Genomic DNA, 22,817 nt, shown 5'->3' with positions numbered 1-22,817 from the left:
TTCTTTATTCTAGTTTTAGTTCTTTTTTTGTTTCTTCACAGGTTTCTCTGTGGGAGTATTTTTATTTTGCAATAAATAATTGGCTAGTATTTTTTCTACCAATTCATCTTTGGTTAAATGATGAAAAATGGTTTTTATTTTGGATTTCAGTTCCGAATCAACATCTTGATTGGGCTTAGTTTTAAAAATTTGTTTGGCCCACAACAAAGTATTATTGTTTTCAATACTTGCTTCAGAAGGTTTTTGAAAAAGTTCAAATTTGATTCCTAATTCTTTTTCAAAATCTGCTATTTCAACTACTTCTTCCTGTTGTAAAACTGTCAAAGAAAGCCCTTTGGCACCTGCTCTTGCGGTACGCCCGCTGCGGTGCACATAAGCTTCGTACACATCAGGCAAATGATAATTTACAACAAATGAAACTTCTTTTACATCAATTCCTCTAGCTGCTAAATCAGTCGCTACCAATATATTTATATGCCCTTCACGAAATTGATCCATAATTCTGTCTCGGATTCCTTGAGTCAAACTTCCGTGAATAGCTCCAGATGAAAAACGATTTATTGCTAAGTTTTTAGCTAATTTATTGACTGCTGCTTTGGTCTTACAAAAAATAATTCCTCGCTCTCCTTCTCTGCTGTTCAAGAAATGCATCAGCACATCCAATTTCTCAATTGGATCAACTACTATATATTGATGTTCTATTCCTTGATTTCCAATAGTTTCCATACTTGCACTTACTTGCACAACATTTTTATGCAAATAATTCTGAATCAATTGCTTGATTGTTCCAGGCATGGTCGCTGAAAAAAGGATGGTTTTATGAGCTTTAGGCAACTCTGCCACAATTTCGTCTAGACTTTCTTTTAGAATGATAACCATTTCATCCGCTTCATCTAATACTAAAAATTGTGTTGAAGATAGATTGACCGCTTTTCGTTGAATCAAATCAATTAATCTACCCGGTGTAGCCACTACTATATGTGTAGGCGTTTGTAATCTTTCTATTTGCGGTTTAATGGGAATTCCTCCGCAAGTAGCTGCAATAGAAATACCTGGAATATACTTACCAAACGACTCTAGATTATTAAAAATTTGATGCCCTAATTCTCGAGTTGGTGCTAATATAACAGCCTGAACAGCTGTATTATTAGTATCGATTAGCTGTAATAATGGTAAACCAAAAGCAGCAGTTTTACCAGTTCCTGTTTTAGCAAGACCTACTAAATCTGTAGCATTACTTAATAATAATGGAATTGTTTTTTGTTGAATTTCTGTAGGTTCAACAATATTCAATTCAGTAATTGCTTGTAGAATTGGTGCTGAAATTCCTAAATCTAAGAATTGTTTTGGCATTGGTAAGTTATGTATTTTTAATATCAATTATAATTTTGGACCCAGTATTAATCTTCATCTTCTTCATCTTCCAATTCACGTAATATTTTCTCTCTGTATTTTTTCCCTATCAATAAGGTCAATTTTTGTTTGTAATCTTCCACTAACCACTCTCTGTAATTTTTACTACACTGACTCAAACATTTAGAATAACGTTTGATACGGCATTCGATGTCCTGATCCAATTCTTTTGAAAGTAGTCTGGCGTCTTTTAACTCCTCAGTATTATCTACACACATGGCAGCATGTTGATCCAATGATTTTTCAAGAACTACTTTAGAACGTAAATTTTGAGCAATTGCTTGTTTGTGTTCTTCATCAACATCAAAAGTCACATCGGCAGTTTTGCTAAATTTAGCTCGTAGTTCTGGAGGCATGGAATATTTAAAATGCAATTCAATTTCCGAATCATCACGTAAATTTTCTAAGTAAAATTCAGGTGATTTGAAGATGTGTTGCCAGTTGACTGGCTCACTCCATAATCCAAAACGAGCGGCATTATTTCCAAGGTCAATCACAGAGAATTCGTCTTTATTAGCCAATTTACGCGATCCACGACCTATCATTTGGTAATATAAAGTCAAAGATTTTGTTGCTCTATTAAGAATAATCGTTTCTACTGTAGGTTCGTCAAAACCAGTAGTCAAAATCCCTACTGAAGTCAAAATAGCATCTGGAGTGTGTTTAAACCAGTATAAAATTTCTTTTCGTTCTTCGTTACTACTCGTGTTGTCTAAATGGCGAATAGGATATCCCGCTTCTCTAAAGGTATCGTAAACATACAAGGAGGTGTTGATACCATTATTGAATATTAAAGTCTTTTTTCCCAATGATCTTTCCGTATAGGCATGCAACAATTTCTCTTGCATCAAAGTATTGGTATACAAGTCATCCGAAGATTTCACAGTATAATCACCATTAATACCTACTTTCAAAGAAGTCAAACCTACATCATAACTATAGGTTACAGCACGAGCCAAAAATCCTTTGTCAATTAATGAGGCAATAGTATCTCCTACAATTAACTCATCATAGCTTTGATGCATCGGCAATTTAATATTAGAACTCAACGGGGTCGCTGTCACTCCTAATATAAATGCGTTTTTGAAAGAATTTAATAATTTTCTAAAAGAATTGTAATGAGCCTCATCAATGATGACTAACCCAATATTATCCAAATGCAGTTTTTCATCATTAATACGGTTTTTCAAGGTTTCGACCATGGCAACAAAACAAGAATATTCGTTTTGGTCTGGAAGATCTTTAACCTTACTATTGATAATTTTATTTTTTACACCAAAACCTTTAAGCATTTTGGAGGTTTGCTTACACAACTCAATTCTATGGGTTAACACAACCACTTTCTTGTTGTGTTTTGAGATGTATCTACGAACAATTTCAGAAAAAATCACTGTTTTTCCACCACCAGTTGGTAGTTGATATAAAAGGTGATGTTGCTTTGGGCCATTGTCTATACGTTCAAAAATAGCGTCAATATCGCCTTGTTGATACGCATAAAGTTCTTTTTTGTCTTCTTTTTCTATTTCTAAAATGTTTTCGAGCATTATGTAATATTGATTTTTTGCAAAAATACGGCTAAAAAACAGTTAAAGCGTTATAATTAAACAAAAAGATAGATAATCTTTAAATAAATAGGAATTCTAATTGATTTAGTGTTCAATCATTTCAATAATCGCATTAAATTGCGCCTGATTTTTCCATTTTTGCACTAAAGTTTCATTATAAATGGCTATAATTCTTTTTTTAAAAGCTTCGCTAATGCCGTTTACAATGGCAAATTGCACGGCTTGTTCAAAGGAATTAAGCATACTTTTATAAAAAAGCTCTTGCTTGATGGTATTCTCGCTGGAAAAAGTTTGAGCAATTTCAATATTATAGAGCATCAAATCAGCAATTACAAAAGGATCAACTCCCAAAAGTATAAAATGCTTGATGTGTTTTTGAGCCACGGAACGGCGCATTTTAGGCTTGCTCTTCCTTCCTGATGCCTTTATTGGAAAATATTCGTTTGAAATTTTAAGTTTACTTTCTTGCAAAAGCGTCTCTTCTTTCGGATTAAAGACAAAATTATAATACACCTTAACGGCTGGAAATTTTTCATATAACTCTATAATTTGTTCTTCGAGCTGTTCTTTACTCAATTCCGACAAGTATTTTTTTAAATCTCTCTTACTCATAATTAAAAATTACAAACACAACGTTAAATTACTCCCAGTCATACCATTCATACCAAGGATATTACTTATTTTTGCGCCAAATTAAAAAAATACAATTATGTTCAAACTTTTTAAAGTTACTGCGATACTAGAAGGAATTTCCTATTTGGCATTATTTTCAAATATGCTTTTTATCAAACCTACAAATTTTGACCTATACCACACCTTACTATACCCAATAGGAATGAGTCATGGGGTATTGTTTATTGGTTATGTTGGTTTAGCTGTTCTTTTGAAAAATGCCCAAAACTGGGATTGGAAAACTTTGGGTATAATCCTTGCAGCTTCATTAGTTCCTTTTGGAACATTCTATATTGATAAAAAATATTTAGCAACTGCATAATTGCACATGCATCAAAAATTAAAGTTCTAATTCGTATTTATCATGCTACGAATTAGAACTTTTTATTTTATACTAATCGATCCTTAACGAATTCAATTTTTGTTTTCCCATGTGCTTTTGGCTTTCCATCCTCACCCAAATTTACCATGGTTGTTGCGTCAATGGTAATAATTGTTTCCCGAGTCATCATATTACGTACTTCACATTTTAAAGTTAGCGATGTATTTCCAAATTTAACAACATCAATTCCAATTTCGATAACGTCCCCTTGCCTAGCCGATGTTCTAAAATTAATTTCAGACATACTTTTAGTAACTACTCTATAATTTTCTAACTGAATGATGGCGTATAATGCTAATTCTTCGTCTATCCATGCTAATAATTGCCCCCCAAATAAAGTTCCATTTGGATTCAAATCTTGTGGTTTGACCCACTTCCTTGTGTGAAATCTCATAAATTTTATTTTATAATGCTAAAATACTATTTCATAAAGTTTTTTTAGCTATTTTTAAATAAAAAATGAGTCAAAGAGATCAATTTTTACAAGAGTTTAGAGGAGAATCAATTGGATCAATAAGCACACAGTCATCCTCGGATGAAATTTTCCAAAATCAAGTACTTCGTCCCATTTTAAAACTACAAAACGATTTGTTTATAGCTTCTTTTCATAATTACATTTCAAAATATAAGAATGATTTTTATTCACAATCTGTAGAGAAAAAGTTATACACCATTGAAAATGCAATTCAAAAGGATATTAAATTCAGGAACGCTCTAAAAGGAATGGTCATTGCACTTTTTACAGTAGAGGAATATGAAAAGTATATTAAGAATTCTTCCAGCTTGAACAAGCGAATGATGAATATGCTCATTGAACGATTAAAAAGTCAAGTACAATTATTTGATACAGCCCCAGTTTCTTAACCTAAGACATTAGTTATTAACACTTTTTTAAACCTAATACAATTTTATTAACCTTTTAATAATTTGTTAATTTTTTATCCATTTGGATATGAAAAGTTAAACAAAAAATGATTTTTTTTACTTGTATTATTGCTATACTTGCTAAAAAAAAAGTCATGAAAGAGGCATATTTTAAATGGTATTCTCCCAATCTGAGTCGGGATATTGAAATGTTGGTTTTTGGACATTCAGGACAACCAGTGATTTTATTTCCTACCTCTATGGGTACCTATTATGAGAATAAAGATAGGGGCTTAATTGAATCTGCTAGGTGGTTTATTGAAAATGGTTTGATTCAAATATATTGTCCAGATAGTATTGACAGGGATAGTTTTTATAACCAGAATATACATCCGATGCATCGTATCTCTAATCATATTTGGTATGATAAAATGATATGTCATGAAATTGTTGAAAAAGTAAAAAACAATACTCCTTCAGGTAAAGTAGTGATGGCAGGTTGTAGTTTTGGGGGCTATCATGCTGCTAATTTTACCTTTAGACATCCTGGATATGTGAGTCATTTGTTCTCTATGGGAGGCGCTTTTAACATCAAGAGTTTTATGGATGGTTTTTATAGTGATGCTGTTTATTACAACAATCCTGAAGATTATTTACAAGGACTTCAAGATTATGAACTCTGGAATATAGATGTAGCGTTAGGAACATCCAATTGGGACATTTGTTTTGATGCTAATCTCAAATTAAGTAAAATTTTGAACGATAAAAACATATCCCATTGGTTTGATATCCGACCAAATCGAGAACACGATTGGCCTGTATGGACTGAAATGTTTCCTCACTATTTATCCAGAATTCAATTTCATTAAACCAATTTCTATATCAAATAAATATAAAGACAAATACAACTATGAAAAAAATTGGTATCTTATTTGGAATGGAAAACACTTTTCCTCAAGCATTTATCGACAGAGTAAATTCTAAAAATGAAAAAGGAATTATCGCTGAAGCTGTTACAATTGACAAAGTAATTCAAAACCAAGGTAATGAATATGCCGTAATCATAGATCGAATTTCTCAAGATGTTCCTTTTTATCGTGCCGCTTTAAAAAATGCTGCGCTTACAGGGACCAACGTCATCAATAACCCGTTTTGGTGGAGTGCTGATGATAAATTTTTCAATAATTCCTTAGCGGATACACTAGGAGTACCATTACCTAAAACAGTTATCCTCCCCTCTGCCAAACATCCGGACGATACTACGTCAAACTCCTTTAGAAATTTAAAGTTTCCTATGGACTGGGAAGGAATTTTTGAATATGTACAATTTCCTGCTTATATGAAACCCTACGCAGGCGGTGGATGGAAAAACGTTTATCGTCTTGAAAATAAAGAAGAATTTTGGAAAAAACATCAAGAAACAGGGCAACTTGTCATGATGCTACAAGAAGAAATTGTATTTACTGAATATTTTAGAGTATATTGCTTAGGCTGTAAAGCAGTAAGAATTATGCAATACGAACCTAGAAATCCCCATCACCTGAGATACGTTCACGATGGCCCTCCTACTGATAAAAAATTATTAGCCACCGTTAAAGACTATACAATAAGATTATGCAAAGGACTCGGCTATGATTTCAATACAGTAGAATTTGCAGTCCGTGATGGCATTCCTTATGCTATAGATTTTGGAAACCCTGCTCCTGATGCTGAACTAAGCTCAGTAGGTCCTGATAATTTTGAGTGGGTGGTTGAAGAAGCAGCTAAAATGGCAATTACGGCTGCAAAAAAACAAAAACCTGGAAAATTAAATCTTAAATGGGGTACCTTTATCAAAGATGCTGTAAAGCAGCAATAAACTGAACCAACCAAAAAACCAACCAATTTTAAATTTATATTTTTAATTTTTATGTAAATGAAAAAATTACCAATTTTTACACTAGGTGTTGAAGAGGAATACCAAATCATCGATCCTGAAACAAGAGATCTACGTTCTCATTTATCAAAGATAGTAGACGGAGCTAAAACACTTCTAAAAGAACAAGTGAAGGCCGAAATGCATCAATCTGTGGTTGAAGTAGGTACTAATATATGCAAAAACGTACAGGAAGCTGAGAAAGAGATTAAATTTCTACGCTCCAAAATTATAGAACTAGCCGATAATCAAAATTTGATTGTGGGGGGGGCAGGAACACATCCTTTTGCCAAATGGCAAGACCAACCGATAACTGATGAACCACGATACCACACTATTATAAACGAATTACAAGATGCTGCACGCTCCAACTTAATATTTGGTATGCACTGCCATGTGGGAATTGAAAATAGAGAAATCGGTTTGCAAATTATGAACCAAGCTTGTTACTTTTTGCCTCACATATTTGCACTCTCAACAAATTCCCCTTTTTGGGAAGGAAGACAAACAGGATACAAATCCTACCGAACAAAAGTTTTTGATAAATTTCCGCGTACAGGTTTACCTGAATACTTTGAATGTTCGGCCGCTTACGATAAATTTTTAGAGACTCTCGTAAAAACAAACTGTATTGATAATCCCAAGAAAATTTGGTGGGACCTACGTTTGCATCCATTTTATGATACGATCGAATTTCGCATCTGTGACATGAGTTTGACAGTTCAAGAAACTATGTGTATCGTCTCTGTAATTCAGGCTTTAGTAGCTAAATTATACCGTATGAAACAAAGTAATATGAGTTTCAATATTTACAGACTGGCTTTAATCAAGGAAAATAAATTTAGAGCTGCTCGTTACGGTATTGAAGGACATATGATTGATTTTGGGCTGCAAAAAGAAGTCGAGACCCGAATTTTAATTCAGGAACTACTTCATTTTATTGATGATGTTGTAGATGAACTAGACAGTCGAGAACACATAAATTATGTTCATGAAATCTTGAAAAACGGAACGGGAGCGGCACAGCAACTTGCCGTTTATGAAGAAACCAAGGATTTAAAAAAAGTCGTTGATTACATCACTGAACAATTTAAAAAAGGGCTCTAAAAATAATAACTTATATTTGTACTTTATTTTAAATACCACATAATGAACAATAAGAAATCAATCAGAATGGCTATTTTAGACATGTATAACGGCCAGCCTAACCAAGGGATGAGATGTATTATTGAAATAGTGAATCGGTTTTCACCCTTAGTGAAATTTGATATTTTTGATGTACGAGCCAAATGCGAACTACCAGAAATTGAAAATTATGATATCTATATTTCTACTGGCGGACCGGGAAATCCATTAGAAGGAGATGGAAATTGGGAGGTTAAGTATTATCATTTCATTAATGAATTAACCCGCTGGAATCTTGAAAACAATGTAAAAAAGCATGTATTGTTTATCTGTCATTCTTTTCAAATGGCTTGCAAACATTTTGGATTAGCTGAAATTACCAAAAGAAAAGATACTTCTTTTGGAGTTATGACCATTCATAAAACCCCTGACGGTCAACTTGATCCTATTTTTGAAGGTTTAGACGATCCTTTTTACGCCATTGATTCCAGAGATTATCAAGTCGTACAACCAAAGTTAACAGTTTTTAAAAAGAAAGGTGCCAAAATACTTTCTTTGGAAAAAATTAGAGATTACGTTCAATACGAAAGAGCTATAATGGCAGTACGTTTTTCAGATTATTTTGTAGGTACACAATTCCATCCTGAAGCTGACCCTATAAGTTTTATTGCTCATTTAAGAGACAAAGAAGCCAAAAGCAAAATTCGGAATATGAAAGGGAAAAAGAAATTTAGAAACATGCTAGAAGATTTATTAGACGATGATAAAATTTACAAAACAAACGAAACTTTAATCCCCAATTTCCTTCGAATTGCTATCAATGATTTGATGAAAACAAAAAAAATCATGTCTAATTAATCACAACTATTTTTTATGATATCAAAATACAGGGAGTTATTCAATAGCCAATTCACCTTAGAGAAATATCAAAATTTCAAAGACGATATTGCTTCTGATTTTGATTATGCACCTACATTTAGAATTGCAGAAACCCCTTTTTTTATTTCTAAAGAATTAAAGTCACAACTAATCGAAGGCTGTAATGAGGTTATAGCTTTAATTCAAAGCATTAGATTTAAGGAACTCACTAATAAATCATTAGAACTTAACAAAAAAGTACCTAACGAAGACAATCATACTAATTTTATTGCCATTGATTTTGGTATCTGTGAAGAAGACGGAAAGCTAATTCCAAAACTTATAGAAGTACAAGGTTTTCCTTCTTTGTTTAATTACCAAAATAATTTATTTATAAAATTCAAAAATCATTACCCCTTTTTAAGCACGCTTTCTCCTTTTGTAAATCCGATGTCCAATGAAGATTATTTAGCAAATCTTGATTTAGTTATTTGTAACAATCACCCAAAAGAGAATGTTATTTTACTCGAAATCGAACCAGAGAAACAAAATACCAAAATCGATTTTTATTACTGCAAAAGAGATTTAGGAGTCCAAACTATATGTGTAACCGAAATTATAAAAAAAGGAAAACAATTGTTTTACACCAATGAAGTTGGAGAGGAAATTTTAATCAAAAGAATATATAATCGTGTTATTTTTGACGAATTGAATTTAAGAACCGACTTAAAACTAAATTTCAGTTTTACGGATGAACTCGATGTTGAATGGGCAGGACATCCCAATTGGTTTTTTAGAATCAGTAAGTTCATTCTTCCTTTGCTAAAAGGAAAATACTTCATCGACACCGTATTACTGAGTGATTTAAATGAAATTCCTGAAGATTTAGAAAATTACGTTTTAAAACCACTCTTTTCATTCTCAGGATCTGGAGTTGTTTTTCATGTAAAAAAAGAAGATATTGAAGCTGTAACAGATAAAGAACTATATATTTTACAAAAAAAAGTAAACTACACTCCTATTCTTCAAGCTCCAGACGACAAAATAAAAGTAGAGATTCGCATGCTTTGTACTTGGAAAAATGGAGACACAAACCCCACTTTACTATGTAATTTGGCACGATTGAGCAGAGGTGAAATGATTGGTGTAAAATACAACCAAGACAAAGACTGGGTGGGTGGAACTATTGGGTTATTTGAAAATTAATGGCATTATTTTTTCCATAATTTTTGAAACAATACAGGACATATTTTTTCCATGGTCTTAGGATCGTCCACACTCCAATTGAAAGTTAACAACGGATAGTGTTCATCATTAGTTACAAAAGTTTTATAATCGATATAATTATATATTTCATGGTCGGTTTTATTTAAAAATGCATTCATTGCCACAAACCAAAAACCTTCAAACTCATAAGAATCTTGGGCCGTATTTACCAAATTAATCAAACTGTCTGGATTTGCTTTAGCATTATAATAAGCCTCTTTCCCTTTTGAAATTATCCAACATCTGAAATAATCAAAACCACCATCAGTACTTCCTCCATTCATGATATATGCTGCACACCATAAATCAGAAGTATAAGAATCAAACAATAACTTGTCCGTTCTCAATCTAAAACCTATAATTTCCTTTGGAGTTAATTGTTCTAATTGGTTTGTAATGAAAATTTCTTGATCTTCTTGACTTAAATTTTCTTTAATCATGTTATCAATAATACTCCAATACAACTCTTCATCAAGCATTTCAGAAGATTTTTCAAAATGTATAGAATCAAATGCTACCACAGGAATTACCTCAGTTGAGACTGTAGTTTTTTTCAATACTTCCTTAACCTTAGCACTGTTTTGTGCTAAAGCAACCATAGTTAACAACAAAAAAACGGATAAAAAAGTAGTTGTTTTTTTCATAAAAAATAAACCTAGTTGATGATTCAATAACTAGGTAAAATTAATCAATTTTAGTTTCTAATTTGATTTTCGGATATATAAAAATTGTTATCAATCCTAATCCCTACCTTTTCTGATGCTATTGACTTACATTTCCAATTATGACTTGGCTTAAGCCAGATGCCTTTATTACTTATAAAAATCCTAACAGGCATATCAAATCCCGAAACACAATTAGTCCATCGATACAATAGCTTATTTTTTTGGATTTTATACTCTAGAACAGGAATGCGGACATCTCTTAAATATTGGTCAAAAACAGCTGTTACATTTCTTCCTATAGCTTTTGACAAATAGCGCTCTACCTGTTTTGTAGTGACCGTTTGATGATAAAACGCCTCATTCAACCCTCTTAAAATCGTTCGCCACTGCTTGTCATTATCGACAATCTGCCTTAAAGTATGTAACATATTCGCCCCTTTAAAATACATATCACCTGAGCCGTGATTATTTACATCATAAAAGCCTATCACATTTTTATCGTTTACTACATTTTGTCTGGTGCCTATTACGTATTCACAACCTGCCTTTTTTCCGTAGTAGTACTCTACAAACAAACTCTCAGCATAACTCGCAAAACTTTCATGAATCCACATATCAGCGCGATCCTGATTGGTAATACTGTTCCCAAACCATTCGTGAGCCGATTCATGAATGATGATAAAATCAAAATTCATTCCCCAACCAGTTCCACTCAAATCAATACCTCGATAACCATTACGATATCCATTGCCATAGCTAATCGCACTCTGATGTTCCATTCCTAAAAATGGAGTCTCTACTAACTTATAACCGTCTTCATAAAAAGGATAAGGCCCAAACCAATGTTCAAATGCTTTTAACATTCGAGAAACATCTTTGAATTGATTTTTGGCTTTCGTTAAATTAGATTTTAAAACATAGTAACTGCAATCCAACACTCCTTTTTCACCAACAAACTGTTCCGAATAGGAAACGTAATCACCAATACTAAAATTAACTCCATAATTATTAATGGGATTCTCAATAGACCAATTATACGTTGCAGTGCCATCTTGTAACAACTCTTTATTTTTTAATCTACCGTTAGAAACAGCTACTAAATCAGTAGGAACATTGATACTCAATTCCATGCTTTCTACTTCGTCATATAAATGGTCTTTATTAGGCCACCAAACACTAGCACCAATCCCCTGACAGGAAGAAGCTATAAATGACTTTCCGTTCTCATCTTTTCCCCAAACCACACCACCGTCCCAAGGTGCGCGTACAGCTGTCTTAGGCTTTCCTTGATAATAAATAGTCAATGTTTCTACAGCACCCTGCTCTTGCTTTTTTTTCAAATAAACAAAATAAACACTTCCGTCTCTAGTGAAATCCAATTCAGCACTGTTTTGTGTGATTTTGGTAATCTGCAATGGTTCCTGAAGATCAATTTGCATGACACTATACTCATTTAAAACTACATAGGTAACTTTATTTGAACCAATGACAGCACTATCTTTAGGGCTTACTTTTAAATTTAAATGGTACTTTTTAACATCCCACCATACTCTTTCCTTGGTGACACTACCGCGCAAACTGTCTTGACGAGTAAAATTCACACCTAAATACGAATCAGGTTTCTGTGCAAATAGAACAGTTGCAACAAAAAATAAAAGGCCTATAAAAACCAACTTAATCTTCATGGAATCTAAAATATTACTTTTTAATGTAATTTTGATACCTTTTTCTGAACACCAATCGCTGAAAAACCATTGGCCAATCGTTCTGTATAATCGTCTAAAAGTTCACGAATACGATTGTGACTTTGAGATTTCACGATCAATCCTACATGAAATTCTAAGGGAACAATAAAACAAATTTCTGGATCTGAAAAAGAAGATAAATCAGGATGTTTTTCGTGTGCCAATGTCAATACTATTCCAGCATTTTCCTCAATGGTTTCAGGTATAGCATATTCGTTGGCTTTTACTAAAGCATCTTCAATGCAAGCCCATTCTTTCCATAAGTTAACACCTGAAGCAGCTTCAACCATTTCTGCTAAATGCGCCCCTCCTACTCTTGAGGAAGTCTCTAGGAAATAAATTTCAGCTGTTTTTTTTGATTTAATAAACTCAGTATGAGAAACGCCATGTTTGAGTCCAAAACCCTTGATTACTTGTTCATTTAAAGCATTGATACGTTTGTCATCCTCAGAATTTTTCACAACTGTTGCGCTTCTAAATATACCACCTTCTTGTGAAATCTCTAAAGGAGTGGCTAAATATTGCGAACTTAAACTAAAAAGTATCGATTTATCTTTTATCAAGCTATCACAATGATATACATCTCCAGGGATAAATTCTTCCAATAAGTATTTAAATCGATTGTTTCCCATGCCGTTAATATGAATCCAAGCCGATTCTTTATCTTCTAACTTAACAATACCTAATGAAGAGGCTTCTGATCTAGGTTTTAAAATCCAGGGAGCGGGAACAGCCTCTAAAAAAGTGTTAATATCATTATCGTTAAATAATGAAACAAAAGCTGGAATAGGAATACCACAACTTTTAGATCGCATACGCATGGCCAATTTATCTCGAAAATAACGCCCTGTTGTCTGCCCCATTCCGTCGATACGAAGGTTTTCCCTCAAATAAGTGGCTTTTTCAACATCAAAATCATCCAAAGCCACAATAGCATCAATCTTTTTGGATTTCATTAAATTTCCAATTCCCAGCAATAAATGTTCTAAATTCCAATCGACATCTTGACCTGGCATATAGAATATTTCTTCGATCGCCTCTGTAGGCCAAGGTTTCTCTTTCATTTTTTCACTTGTTACCAAGTAAATTGTATTTCCTAATTGATGTAAGTGGGTTAGAAAATCTGTTCCTTTATAAAAATTTGATATACAAACAAAAGTTTTGGATGGAGGCATAGACTATAAATTTTCTATGAATTTAGTCAATAAATGAACACCATAAGCGGTTGCATGTTTGGTTTTTGCAAATTCACTATCTCCAAAAGCCACTCCTGCAATATCAAGATGTGCCCAAGCAGGGTGTTCGTTAGTAAAAAACTCTAAAAATTTAGCTGCACTAATGGCTCCTGCTACAGGTTTACCACTAAAATTCTTAACATCAGCAATTTCACTCTCTATATCAGATTTATAGGCATCCCACAAAGGCAAAGGCCACAATCTTTCACCCACGAAATTTCCTGCAGCTTGTATTTTATTAGAAATATCTTCATTATTTGTAAACAAAGCAGCACATTCATAACCAAAGGTCCCCACAGCACTTCCTGTCAAAGTCGCTACATCTATAATATATTCTGGATTATAATTTTTAATCAAATAGGATAAACCGTCTGCCAAAACCAAACGACCTTCGGCATCAGTATCAATGATCTCAATAGTTTTACCGCTATAACTCGTTATAACATCACTTGGAAAAAAAGATTTTGCATCTACAGAATTCTCTGCACAAGGAACTATTGCTGTTACTTTTATAGGCAATTGTAAATCAGCAATCAATTGCATGGTTCCTAAAACAGCAGCAGCGCCTGCCATATCACATTTCATATGGAGCATTCCTGTCGTTTTAATATTAAGTCCGCCTGTATCAAAAGTAATTCCTTTACCAACTAGTCCTATATGTTTTAAATCTGGACTACTGACTCTTGGCTCGTAATTCATTATAACAAACTGAGGGTCATTCTCACTTCCTTTACCAACAGCTAAAAAAGCTCCTAGGCACTCAATTTCACAGGCTTCACGACCTAAAATTTTAACTTCAAAACCAAAATTAACACCTTTATCTTGAGCCCATAGAGACAAATATTTTGGATTTACAATGTTTGGAGGTAAATCAACCAAAGCCAAGGTCTCCAATTGTGCTCTTGCTATTTTGAAGGCTCTATTAACTATAGAACTAAAATCTCTGTTACTTAAAATATGTATTTCAAAATTAGTTTTTAAAAAAGGATGTAGATCGTTACCTTTAAAATGACCTATGTTATAAGTCCCCAAAAATAAACCAGAAACCATAGCTTCAACCTCCATCTCATCAGTTTCAGAAGGAATAAACAACGCTACTTTTTCATCTAAAAAAGTTTTTTGATTTTTGGCAATGCGTCTAAAAATGGTTTTTAAGTCTTTATAGTCAGTATCTTTTCCTATTCCAACAAAAACATATATACTTCCATTTTGCTCAGACAAATAAAGTGTATCTTTTTTACCATTGAAAATTTTGGACGATACGGAAACATTTTCAAAAGAAACGAAAGTGTCACTAGTTTCACAGACAGGAATCACAATAGTTCCTATAAATCCTTTTAAATCCTTCAACTGTTTTGTCTTCATATTTTTGATTTAGTCTTTATTGCTAAAAAACAACCATTCTATGGCTTTAGGAAATTCATCACTCCAATAGGTTTCATTGTGTGTACCTAATTTATTAATGCTCAGATTAATTTTCATTTTATCTTTCACAAACTGACTATTCAACACACGTTCTTTAAACTTTTCAACTTGTTCTACCATTTGCTCACTTTCTTCACCACCAGCATAAAGATAAATTTTTGTATCGTCGGTATTTTCAACTTCCACATCAATTTTTAACTGTGGTACTACCCACAAAGAAGGTGAAAAAATCATTAATTTTCCAAAAACCTCAGGTTTTCTCAATCCACTAAAAATACTGATTAGCCCTCCCATCGAACTCCCTCCTATACCTGTATTTTTTCTATCTGTTTTAGTTCTAAAATTTGCATCTACATAGGGTTTCAAAGTTTCCGTTAAAAAACGAATGTATTTTTTCCCTTGACCTTTTCCTAAAACAGTTTTCCCTACACTGTATTCCTTATTTCGATTATCATCAGCATGTTCAACAGCAATTATTATAATTTTCCCAATTTGATACTCAGCCATAACGGCTAATTTTTTATCAATTTCCCAATTACCATAAAGGGCGTCTTCATTAAACAAATTTTGAGCATCCTGTAAATACATCACTGGATATCTTTCTTCACTATCGTCATAATCGTGAGGTAGTAAAGCCCAAACTTTTCGCGTTGTTTTCAATTGCGGAATTTCAAATTCATCAGAAAGTAAAACCACTTGAGGTAAAAAATTAGGTTTGAATGGTAACCAGTTTCTTCTCCACTTTGGTACATATTCCATTTGTACACCGGATTTTAAATAGGTTGATCTATTTGGTGTTATTTCTTCATTTTCACCAATTTCAACCGCACTCCAATCTCCTTTTGTAAATTTATACAAAAGAGGTTCCGGGTATGTAAAGTCAAGGTTAAATTCGTAACGATAGCTATTTTCTCCAAATTGCTCTAATACACAATTCGGATCTTGAGTATTCCAATTATTGAAATTCCCTGCTATATAAATCGGACGTCTGTCTATTTCATCAGTTGTAAGTAAAATACAAAGACTATTTTTATTTGTAAGAAGTGTGTTTTTATTTTCAATTGTGGTATTATCAGATTCCATTTTTTACAAAATTCAAAGGGTAATTTTAACGAGAATGTAAAGATAGTTTTTATAAGCTAAAATTAGAAAACCCAATAGTTAATTTTAAAACTATTGGGTTTAACACATTTAACGAGTGTATTTTTATTTTTGACGACTTTTCAAAACAGATATCACATCATTTATTTTAAAACCTTTGGCTTGCAAAAGCATTAAATAATGAAATAGTAAATCAGCACTTTCACTCAAAAACAATTCATCATTCGAATCCTTAGCTTCGATAACTACTTCAACTGCTTCTTCTCCTACTTTTTGAGCGACTTTATTGATTCCCTTTGCAAAAAGAGAAGCTACATAACTCTTTTCTGAATCCGCATTTTCGATTCTAGATTGAATAGTTGATTCTAAATCTGAAATAAATCCGTAATTAGGATTATTGGGCGTTTGCCAGCAAGTATCAGCTCCTGTATGACAAGTTGGTCCCACTGGTTTCGCCTGAATTAAAAAAGTATCTCCATCACAATCGTTCTTGATGTCAACTAAGTTTAAAAAGTTGCCACTCTCCTCGCCTTTGGTCCAAAGTCTTTGTTTAGAACGGCTGTAGAAAGTTACTTTTCCTGTTTCGATGGTTTTTTGATACGCTTCGGCATTCATGTAGCCTAGCATCAATACGTTTTTCGTTTCACTATCTTGTATGATGGCTGGAATTAATCCGTGGGCACTTTTTGAAAAATCTATTTCCATTATTTAAAGTTTGAGATTAGAAGTTAGAAATTAGAAGTTAGAAATTAAAAGTTTTTAGACTTCGTAATTCGTACCTCTATATTCGAACCTCAATGTTATTATTTTTTAGTTCTTTTTTCAACGCTTTTATTTCAATTTCTTTAAAATGAAACACACTAGCGGCTAAGGCTGCATCCGATTTACCTTCGACAAAAGTATCAACAAAATGTTGTACGTTGCCCGCTCCACCTGATGCGATAATCGGAATATTTACCAAACTCGATAATTTAGCCAAAGCTTCATTAGCAAATCCGTTTTTGGTTCCATCGTGATTCATGGAAGTGAATAGAATTTCTCCCGCTCCTCGCTGTTCTACTTCTTTTGCCCAATCAAATAAATTTAATTCGGTTGGTACTTTTCCACCTACTAAATGCACTATCCATTCGCCATCAATTTGTTTAGCATCTATGGCTACTACCACACACTGACTACCAAATTTTTGAGCCAAATCATTAATCAACTGCGGATTTTTAACCGCCGAGGAATTGATAGAGACTTTATCTGCACCGTTTTGCAACAAGACTTCCACATCTTCCACAGCCGAAATTCCACCACCTACAGTAAACGGAATATTAATCGTGGCAGCTACTTTTCGAACTAAATCAAATAAAGTACGTCTGCGTTCTTCAGTGGCTGAGATATCCAAAAACACCAATTCATCGGCACCTTCATCGGAATAGATTTTAGCCAATTCTACTGGGTCACCTGCATCTCGTAAATCTACGAAATTTACGCCTTTAACAGTTCTTCCGTTTTTGATATCAAGACAAGGTATGATTCTTTTTGTAAGCATGTATTGTTTATTGTTAGTGGTTTATAGTTTATGGTTTATCGCTGTTAACAACAAACCATAAACAACAAACTATAAACTTATTATATAATTCTCTAATTGTTTCAACGAAATTCTTCCTTCGTAAATTGCTTTTCCGATGATGGTTCCTTCACAGCCTATTTCAGCTAATTTAGGTAATTCATCAAAAGTTGAAATTCCACCCGAAGCGATTAATTTTAATCCTTTGGCTTGACTCAATATTTTAGAATACAAATCAAAACTTGGTCCTTCCAACATTCCATCTTTAGCAATATCGGTACAAATTACGTATTCTATTCCTTTTGACTGATAGTTTTGAATAAAAGGTACTAAATCTTCGTTTGATTCTTCTAACCAACCTGAAACCGCTACTTTTTCGTTATTGGCATCAGCACCTAAAATAATTTTATCGGCTCCAAATTTCGCAATCCACTGTTCAAAAATAGCACGGTTTTTCACTGCTATACTTCCACCTGTGATTTGGTTGGCACCACTTTCAAAAGCAATTTTCAAATCGGAATCCGCTTTTAAACCACCACCAAAATCAATTTTCAAACTGGTTTTAGTAGCAATTTGTTCCAATATTTTATGGTTTACAATCTTACTTGACTTCGCTCCATCTAAATCCACCAAATGCAAATATTCTATTCCGTGTGCTTCAAATTCTTTGGCAACTTCTAACGGATTTTCGTTATATATAATTTTAGTATTGTAATCTCCTTTTGACAAACGAACACATTTTCCGTCGATGATGTCTATGGCTGGTATTATTCTCATGATAAAGTTAGAGGTTAGAGGTTAGAAGTAAAAAGTTTTTAAGGATTTGCTCACCTACATCACCACTTTTTTCAGGGTGAAATTGCGTTCCAAAGAAATTTTTATTTTCCAAAGCCGATGAATATTCCACTTCATAATCAGTGGTAGCAATCGTTTCTTTGCAAAGTGGCGCATAAAAACTGTGTACTAAATACATGTATTCATTTTCAGCAATATCTTTGAATAAATCTGATTTTAGATTGTAAATGACATTCCACCCCATTTGTGGAACTTTTACCTTCGGTGTAAACTTAACTACATCCACATCAAAAATCCCTAATCCATCAGTATTACCTTCTTCAGAATGTTTGCACATCAATTGCATTCCCAAACATATTCCCAAAACAGGTTGCGTCAATGTTGGAATCAAAGCATCCAGTCCGCTTTCTTTCAGCATCTTCATCGCGTAACTTGCCTCTCCCACTCCTGGAAAAATCACTTTGTCTGCCGCTTTGATTTCGGCTGGATTGTTAGTCAACACAGCAGTAAAACCTAGTCTTTCTATGGCAAATAGAATACTTTGAATGTTTCCCGCTCCGTAATTTATAATTGCTATTTTCATTTATTTAGTTGTTGGTTGTCGGTTGTTGGTTGACAGCTAACAACTATCAACCAACAACTATCAACTATTTAAAGCATCCCTTTCGTTGATGGCAATATCATTTTCTCAGTATCACGTTTCACCGCTACTTTTATCGCTTTCGCAAAAGCTTTAAAGATCGCTTCAATTTTGTGATGTTCATTATCGCCTTCTGCTTTGATGTTGATGTTTGCTTTGGCTCCATCAGAGAAGGATTTGAAAAAGTGGAAAAACATCTCTGTTGGCATCTTCCCTACCATTTCACGTTTGAATTCGGTTTCCCAAATCAACCAGTTTCTTCCTCCAAAATCAATCGCTACTTGTGCTAAGCAATCGTCCATTGGTAAACAGAAACCATAACGCTCAATTCCTAACTTATTTCCTAAGGCTTTTGCATAGACTTCTCCCAAAGCAATCGCAGTGTCTTCAATCGTATGATGTTCATCCACTTCCAAATCGCCTTTCACTTTGATATCCAAGTCCATTTGGCCATGACGCGAAATTTGGTCTAACATATGGTCGAAGAAAGCAATTCCAGTATCAATTTTACTTTGACCCGTTCCATCTAAGTTCAACTTGATGTATATATCTGTTTCGTGCGTTTTTCTAGTGATTGACGCCGTACGCTCTTCCAATTTTAAAAACTCATAGATTTGTTTCCAATCGGTAGATTGTAACGCAATAACAGCATCCAATTCTTCTCTTTTTGCACTGATTTCTTCACTTCCCGCTCCGTCAGTGGTATTTAAGAAAATGGCTTTTGCACCTAAATTCTTTGCTAGTTCCACATCGGTAAGTCTGTCGCCAAGTACAAATGAGTTCTCCAAATCGTAGTTTGGATTGTCGATATACTTCGTCAACATTCCTGTTCTAGGTTTACGTGTTGGCGCATTGTCTTCAGGGAAAGAACGATCGATAAATATATCATCAAACAAAACACCTTCGTTTTGGAACGCTCTCAAAATGAAATTTTGTGTAGGCCAGAAAGTATCTTCCGGAAAAGAGTCGGTTCCTAATCCGTCTTGATTAGTCACCATTGCTAATTCATAATCCAATTCGTTAGCGATTTTAGCCAAATATTGAAACGCTTTTGGATAAAACTCTAATTTATCCAAGCTGTCTAATTGATATCCTTCTGGTTCTAAAACAATCGTTCCATCACGATCGATAAAAAGTACTTTTTTCATTATTTATATTTTTTTCCACAGATTTCACGGATTTAAAAGATTATAAAAATCCGTTTAATCTGTGAAATCTGTGGTCTTTTTTATTTCAATTCTTTTAGAGCGTTTATTAAAACTGTGTTTTCACTTTCTGTTCCAATGGTAAAACGCAAACAGTTTTCACATAAAGGCTGCGTAGTTCTGTTACGAATCACGATTCCTTTAGCAATCAATTCATCATAACGTTTGTTGGCATCATCTACTTTAGCCAAAATAAAATTAGCTTCGCTAGGATAAATTTTATCCACAAAAGATACTTCATTTAATACTTCAAGTAAAGACTCTCTTTGTACTATAATAGAAGTGATTTCGCTGTTAATTTTGGCTTGGTCTTTCAATCGTTCTAAAGCTCTTTGTTGCGTTAGTTCGTTTACGTTATATGGAGGTTTTATTTTGTTCAAAACCGCTATTACTTCAGCAGAACCATAACAAATTCCTAAACGAATTCCTGCCAAACCGTATGCTTTAGAAAGCGTTTGTGTGATGATTAAATTAGGATATTGGGATAGTTTAGCTAACCAACTCGCTTTGTCCGAAAAGTCAATATAAGCTTCATCAATCACCACAAAACCATTGAATTTTTCTAGAATAGTCGTTACACTTTCTTCGGTAAACGAATTCCCTGTTGGATTGTTTGGCGAACACAAAAAGATCATTTTAGTGGTTGCTGTTACCGCTTCTAAAATAGCTTCTACTCGTGGTTGAAAACTTTCAGAAAGCACGATTTCTTTGTGTTCTACATTATTGATATTAGCCAAAACACCATACATTCCGTAGGTTGGTGGCAACGAAATCACATTGTCTTCTTTAGGTTCACAAAACGCTCTAAACAGTAAATCCAACACTTCATCACTTCCATTCCCTAACAAAATTTGTTTAGGACTGATGTTTTTCATTTTTCCCAAGACTACTTTCACAGAAGTCTGCTGTGGATCTGGATAACGATTGACTCCATTTTGAAACGGATTTTCATTAGCATCCAAGAATACCATTTGAGCGGTATCAAAATCTTCAAACTCATCACGGGCCGACGAATATGGTTTTAAAACCTTTACATTGTCTCGAACAAGTGTATTTATATTGAAATTATTTTTCATTTTCAATCGCTTTTAAACGTAATGTAACTGCATTTTTGTGAGCCTGCAATCCTTCGGCTTCTGCCATCAATTCGATTGCTGAACCAATAGTTTGGATTCCTTTTTCAGAGATTTTTTGAAACGTCATTGATTTCATAAAACTATCTAAGTTCACACCGCTATAGTTCTTTGCATATCCATTTGTTGGTAAGGTGTGATTCGTTCCCGAAGCATAATCACCCGCACTTTCCGGTGTGTAATTCCCAATAAAAACTGAACCTGCGTTTCCAATATTATTCACGTAGAAATCTTCATCTTTCACACAGACTATAAAATGTTCAGGACCGTACGCATCGATTAACTCCAAAGCTATTTTATCGTTTTCAACATAGATTAATTTGGAATTAGCAATGGCTTTTTCAGCAATTTCTTTACGGGGTAATTGTTCCAATTGTGCTTCAATCTCTTTCTCAACAGCATCAATCATCGCTTTAGATGTAGCTACCAAAATAACCTGACTATCAACACCATGTTCTGCTTGACTCAATAAGTCAGAAGCTACAAAAGCAGGAACAGCCGTATCATCAGCCACTACTAATAACTCCGATGGACCAGCAGGCATATCAATCGCCACACCAAACTGTGTTGCTAATTGTTTTGCTACGGTCACATATTGATTTCCAGGTCCGAAAATCTTATATACTTTTGGAATTGCTCTGGTACCAAATGTCATTCCGGCAATCGCTTGGATTCCACCGACTTTGATGATTTTAGTCACCCCACACAAATTGGCAGCGTACAAAATAGCAGGATTTATATTTCCGTTTTTATCTGGAGGCGAACACAACACAATTTCGTTACAACCAGCAATTTTAGCAGGAACTGCTAGCATTAAAACTGTCGAAAACAAAGGTGCTGTTCCGCCTGGAATGTACAAACCTACTTTTTGAATCGGTCGTTTTTCTTGCCAGCACTGCACCCCTTCGGCAGTTTCTACAGAAACGCGTGTTGTTTTTTGCGCTTGATGAAACTTTTCTATATTGGCTTTTGCTAAAGCAATCGCTTCTTTTAAATCCGTTGACAAACTAGCAACTGCTGTTTCAATTTCAGCAGACGTTACTTCGATGTTCTCAAAACTTACACCATCAAATTGGGTTGTATATTTAGCTACAGCCACATCTCCTTCCTTTTGAACAGCCGAGAAAATCTCTTTTACTGTTCCTTCGATATCGTTAACCGTTTTCGTTGGTCTTTCTAAAATTGAAGTCCAAGTATCCGGTGCTGGATTGTATATTTTGTTCATTACTTTAATATTTAACCGCAAATTTCGCAAAGT

At 33.9% G+C, this 22,817-nt stretch carries 23 protein-coding genes; 7 read left to right on the top strand and 16 right to left on the bottom strand.

What is annotated here, in order from left to right:
* Positions 1–15 precede the first annotated feature (15 nt).
* The 3 genes from ACNH59_RS12855 to ACNH59_RS12845 all read right to left on the bottom strand — a co-directional run bounded on the left by ACNH59_RS12855 (position 16) and on the right by ACNH59_RS12845 (position 3,590).
* Positions 16–1,353, bottom strand: a complete 1,338-nt coding sequence (locus tag ACNH59_RS12855) for a DEAD/DEAH box helicase (protein ID WP_418262931.1) — start codon at positions 1,351–1,353, stop codon at positions 16–18.
* Between the two features lie 47 nt (positions 1,354–1,400).
* Positions 1,401–2,957: a DEAD/DEAH box helicase gene (locus tag ACNH59_RS12850; protein ID WP_418262930.1), complete on the bottom strand. Its 1,557-nt coding sequence runs from the start codon at positions 2,955–2,957 to the stop codon at positions 1,401–1,403.
* A gap of 105 nt (positions 2,958–3,062) precedes the next feature.
* Positions 3,063–3,590, bottom strand: a complete 528-nt coding sequence (locus tag ACNH59_RS12845; protein ID WP_418262929.1) for a DUF6155 family protein — start codon at positions 3,588–3,590, stop codon at positions 3,063–3,065.
* Positions 3,591–3,687: 97 nt separating this feature from the next.
* Here ACNH59_RS12845 and ACNH59_RS12840 point away from each other — a divergent pair, with 97 nt between their 5' ends.
* Complete coding sequence (locus tag ACNH59_RS12840) at positions 3,688–3,972, top strand: DUF3817 domain-containing protein (RefSeq protein ID WP_418262928.1); 285 nt, start codon at positions 3,688–3,690, stop codon at positions 3,970–3,972.
* 67 nt (positions 3,973–4,039) lie between these two features.
* Here ACNH59_RS12840 and ACNH59_RS12835 read toward each other — a convergent pair whose 3' ends face one another.
* Positions 4,040–4,426 carry an acyl-CoA thioesterase gene (locus ACNH59_RS12835; protein ID WP_418262927.1) on the bottom strand — a complete coding sequence of 129 codons (387 nt, stop codon included), beginning with the start codon at positions 4,424–4,426 and terminating at the stop codon, positions 4,040–4,042.
* 65 nt (positions 4,427–4,491) lie between these two features.
* Here ACNH59_RS12835 and ACNH59_RS12830 point away from each other — a divergent pair, with 65 nt between their 5' ends.
* The 6 genes from ACNH59_RS12830 to ACNH59_RS12805 all read left to right on the top strand — a co-directional run bounded on the left by ACNH59_RS12830 (position 4,492) and on the right by ACNH59_RS12805 (position 10,000).
* On the top strand, positions 4,492–4,896 hold the full coding sequence (locus ACNH59_RS12830; RefSeq protein ID WP_418262926.1) for a glyoxalase: 405 nt from the start codon (positions 4,492–4,494) through the stop codon (positions 4,894–4,896).
* 155 nt (positions 4,897–5,051) lie between these two features.
* Positions 5,052–5,765 (top strand): esterase family protein, encoded by a 714-nt coding sequence (locus tag ACNH59_RS12825; RefSeq protein WP_418262925.1) that lies wholly within the window; start codon positions 5,052–5,054, stop codon positions 5,763–5,765.
* A 41-nt stretch (positions 5,766–5,806) separates the two neighbouring features.
* The gene (locus tag ACNH59_RS12820) at positions 5,807–6,754 is read left to right on the top strand and encodes an ATP-grasp domain-containing protein (protein ID WP_418262924.1); all 948 of its coding nucleotides are present in this window, start codon (positions 5,807–5,809) and stop codon (positions 6,752–6,754) included.
* Positions 6,755–6,811: 57 nt separating this feature from the next.
* Positions 6,812–7,918 carry a carboxylate-amine ligase gene (locus tag ACNH59_RS12815; RefSeq protein ID WP_418262923.1) on the top strand — a complete coding sequence of 369 codons (1,107 nt, stop codon included), beginning with the start codon at positions 6,812–6,814 and terminating at the stop codon, positions 7,916–7,918.
* Between the two features lie 42 nt (positions 7,919–7,960).
* The gene (locus ACNH59_RS12810) at positions 7,961–8,794 is read left to right on the top strand and encodes a type 1 glutamine amidotransferase (RefSeq protein ID WP_418262922.1); all 834 of its coding nucleotides are present in this window, start codon (positions 7,961–7,963) and stop codon (positions 8,792–8,794) included.
* 15 nt (positions 8,795–8,809) lie between these two features.
* Positions 8,810–10,000, top strand: coding sequence for a hypothetical protein (locus tag ACNH59_RS12805; protein ID WP_418262921.1), 1,191 nt, complete (start codon positions 8,810–8,812; stop codon positions 9,998–10,000).
* 5 nt (positions 10,001–10,005) lie between these two features.
* Here ACNH59_RS12805 and ACNH59_RS12800 read toward each other — a convergent pair whose 3' ends face one another.
* The 12 genes from ACNH59_RS12800 to hisD all read right to left on the bottom strand — a co-directional run bounded on the left by ACNH59_RS12800 (position 10,006) and on the right by hisD (position 22,784).
* Positions 10,006–10,704, bottom strand: a complete 699-nt coding sequence (locus ACNH59_RS12800) for a DUF4240 domain-containing protein (protein ID WP_418262920.1) — start codon at positions 10,702–10,704, stop codon at positions 10,006–10,008.
* 50 nt (positions 10,705–10,754) lie between these two features.
* Positions 10,755–12,410, bottom strand: coding sequence for a M1 family metallopeptidase (locus ACNH59_RS12795; protein WP_418262919.1), 1,656 nt, complete (start codon positions 12,408–12,410; stop codon positions 10,755–10,757).
* A 20-nt stretch (positions 12,411–12,430) separates the two neighbouring features.
* A complete protein-coding gene (locus ACNH59_RS12790; protein WP_418262918.1) occupies positions 12,431–13,645 on the bottom strand; it encodes an ATP-grasp domain-containing protein in 1,215 nt (404 codons plus the stop codon).
* Between the two features lie 3 nt (positions 13,646–13,648).
* Positions 13,649–15,070: a leucyl aminopeptidase family protein gene (locus ACNH59_RS12785; RefSeq protein ID WP_418262917.1), complete on the bottom strand. Its 1,422-nt coding sequence runs from the start codon at positions 15,068–15,070 to the stop codon at positions 13,649–13,651.
* Between the two features lie 9 nt (positions 15,071–15,079).
* Positions 15,080–16,213: an alpha/beta hydrolase gene (locus ACNH59_RS12780; protein ID WP_418262916.1), complete on the bottom strand. Its 1,134-nt coding sequence runs from the start codon at positions 16,211–16,213 to the stop codon at positions 15,080–15,082.
* 123 nt (positions 16,214–16,336) lie between these two features.
* Positions 16,337–16,936 (bottom strand): bifunctional phosphoribosyl-AMP cyclohydrolase/phosphoribosyl-ATP diphosphatase HisIE, encoded by a 600-nt coding sequence (hisIE, locus tag ACNH59_RS12775; protein ID WP_418262915.1) that lies wholly within the window; start codon positions 16,934–16,936, stop codon positions 16,337–16,339.
* Between the two features lie 76 nt (positions 16,937–17,012).
* Positions 17,013–17,768 (bottom strand): imidazole glycerol phosphate synthase subunit HisF, encoded by a 756-nt coding sequence (gene hisF, locus ACNH59_RS12770; protein ID WP_418262914.1) that lies wholly within the window; start codon positions 17,766–17,768, stop codon positions 17,013–17,015.
* A gap of 69 nt (positions 17,769–17,837) precedes the next feature.
* A complete protein-coding gene (gene hisA, locus ACNH59_RS12765) occupies positions 17,838–18,563 on the bottom strand; it encodes a 1-(5-phosphoribosyl)-5-[(5-phosphoribosylamino)methylideneamino]imidazole-4-carboxamide isomerase (RefSeq protein WP_418262913.1) in 726 nt (241 codons plus the stop codon).
* A 7-nt stretch (positions 18,564–18,570) separates the two neighbouring features.
* A complete protein-coding gene (hisH, locus tag ACNH59_RS12760; protein ID WP_418262912.1) occupies positions 18,571–19,164 on the bottom strand; it encodes an imidazole glycerol phosphate synthase subunit HisH in 594 nt (197 codons plus the stop codon).
* Between the two features lie 68 nt (positions 19,165–19,232).
* Complete coding sequence (gene hisB, locus ACNH59_RS12755; protein WP_418262911.1) at positions 19,233–20,369, bottom strand: bifunctional histidinol-phosphatase/imidazoleglycerol-phosphate dehydratase HisB; 1,137 nt, start codon at positions 20,367–20,369, stop codon at positions 19,233–19,235.
* Between the two features lie 80 nt (positions 20,370–20,449).
* Positions 20,450–21,502, bottom strand: coding sequence for a histidinol-phosphate transaminase (gene hisC / locus ACNH59_RS12750; protein WP_418262910.1), 1,053 nt, complete (start codon positions 21,500–21,502; stop codon positions 20,450–20,452).
* The gene (gene hisD / locus ACNH59_RS12745) at positions 21,492–22,784 is read right to left on the bottom strand and encodes a histidinol dehydrogenase (RefSeq protein WP_418262909.1); all 1,293 of its coding nucleotides are present in this window, start codon (positions 22,782–22,784) and stop codon (positions 21,492–21,494) included. Before hisD ends, hisC begins: the two co-directional genes overlap by 11 nt.
* Positions 22,785–22,817 lie beyond the last annotated feature (33 nt).

The sequence above is a fragment of the Flavobacterium faecale genome (assembly GCF_048320115.1).
GTDB classification, from domain to species: Bacteria; Bacteroidota; Bacteroidia; order Flavobacteriales; family Flavobacteriaceae; genus Flavobacterium; species Flavobacterium faecale_A.
Note: the sequence above shows the minus strand (reverse complement) of the source record. Positions and strands in the feature narration are given on the sequence as shown.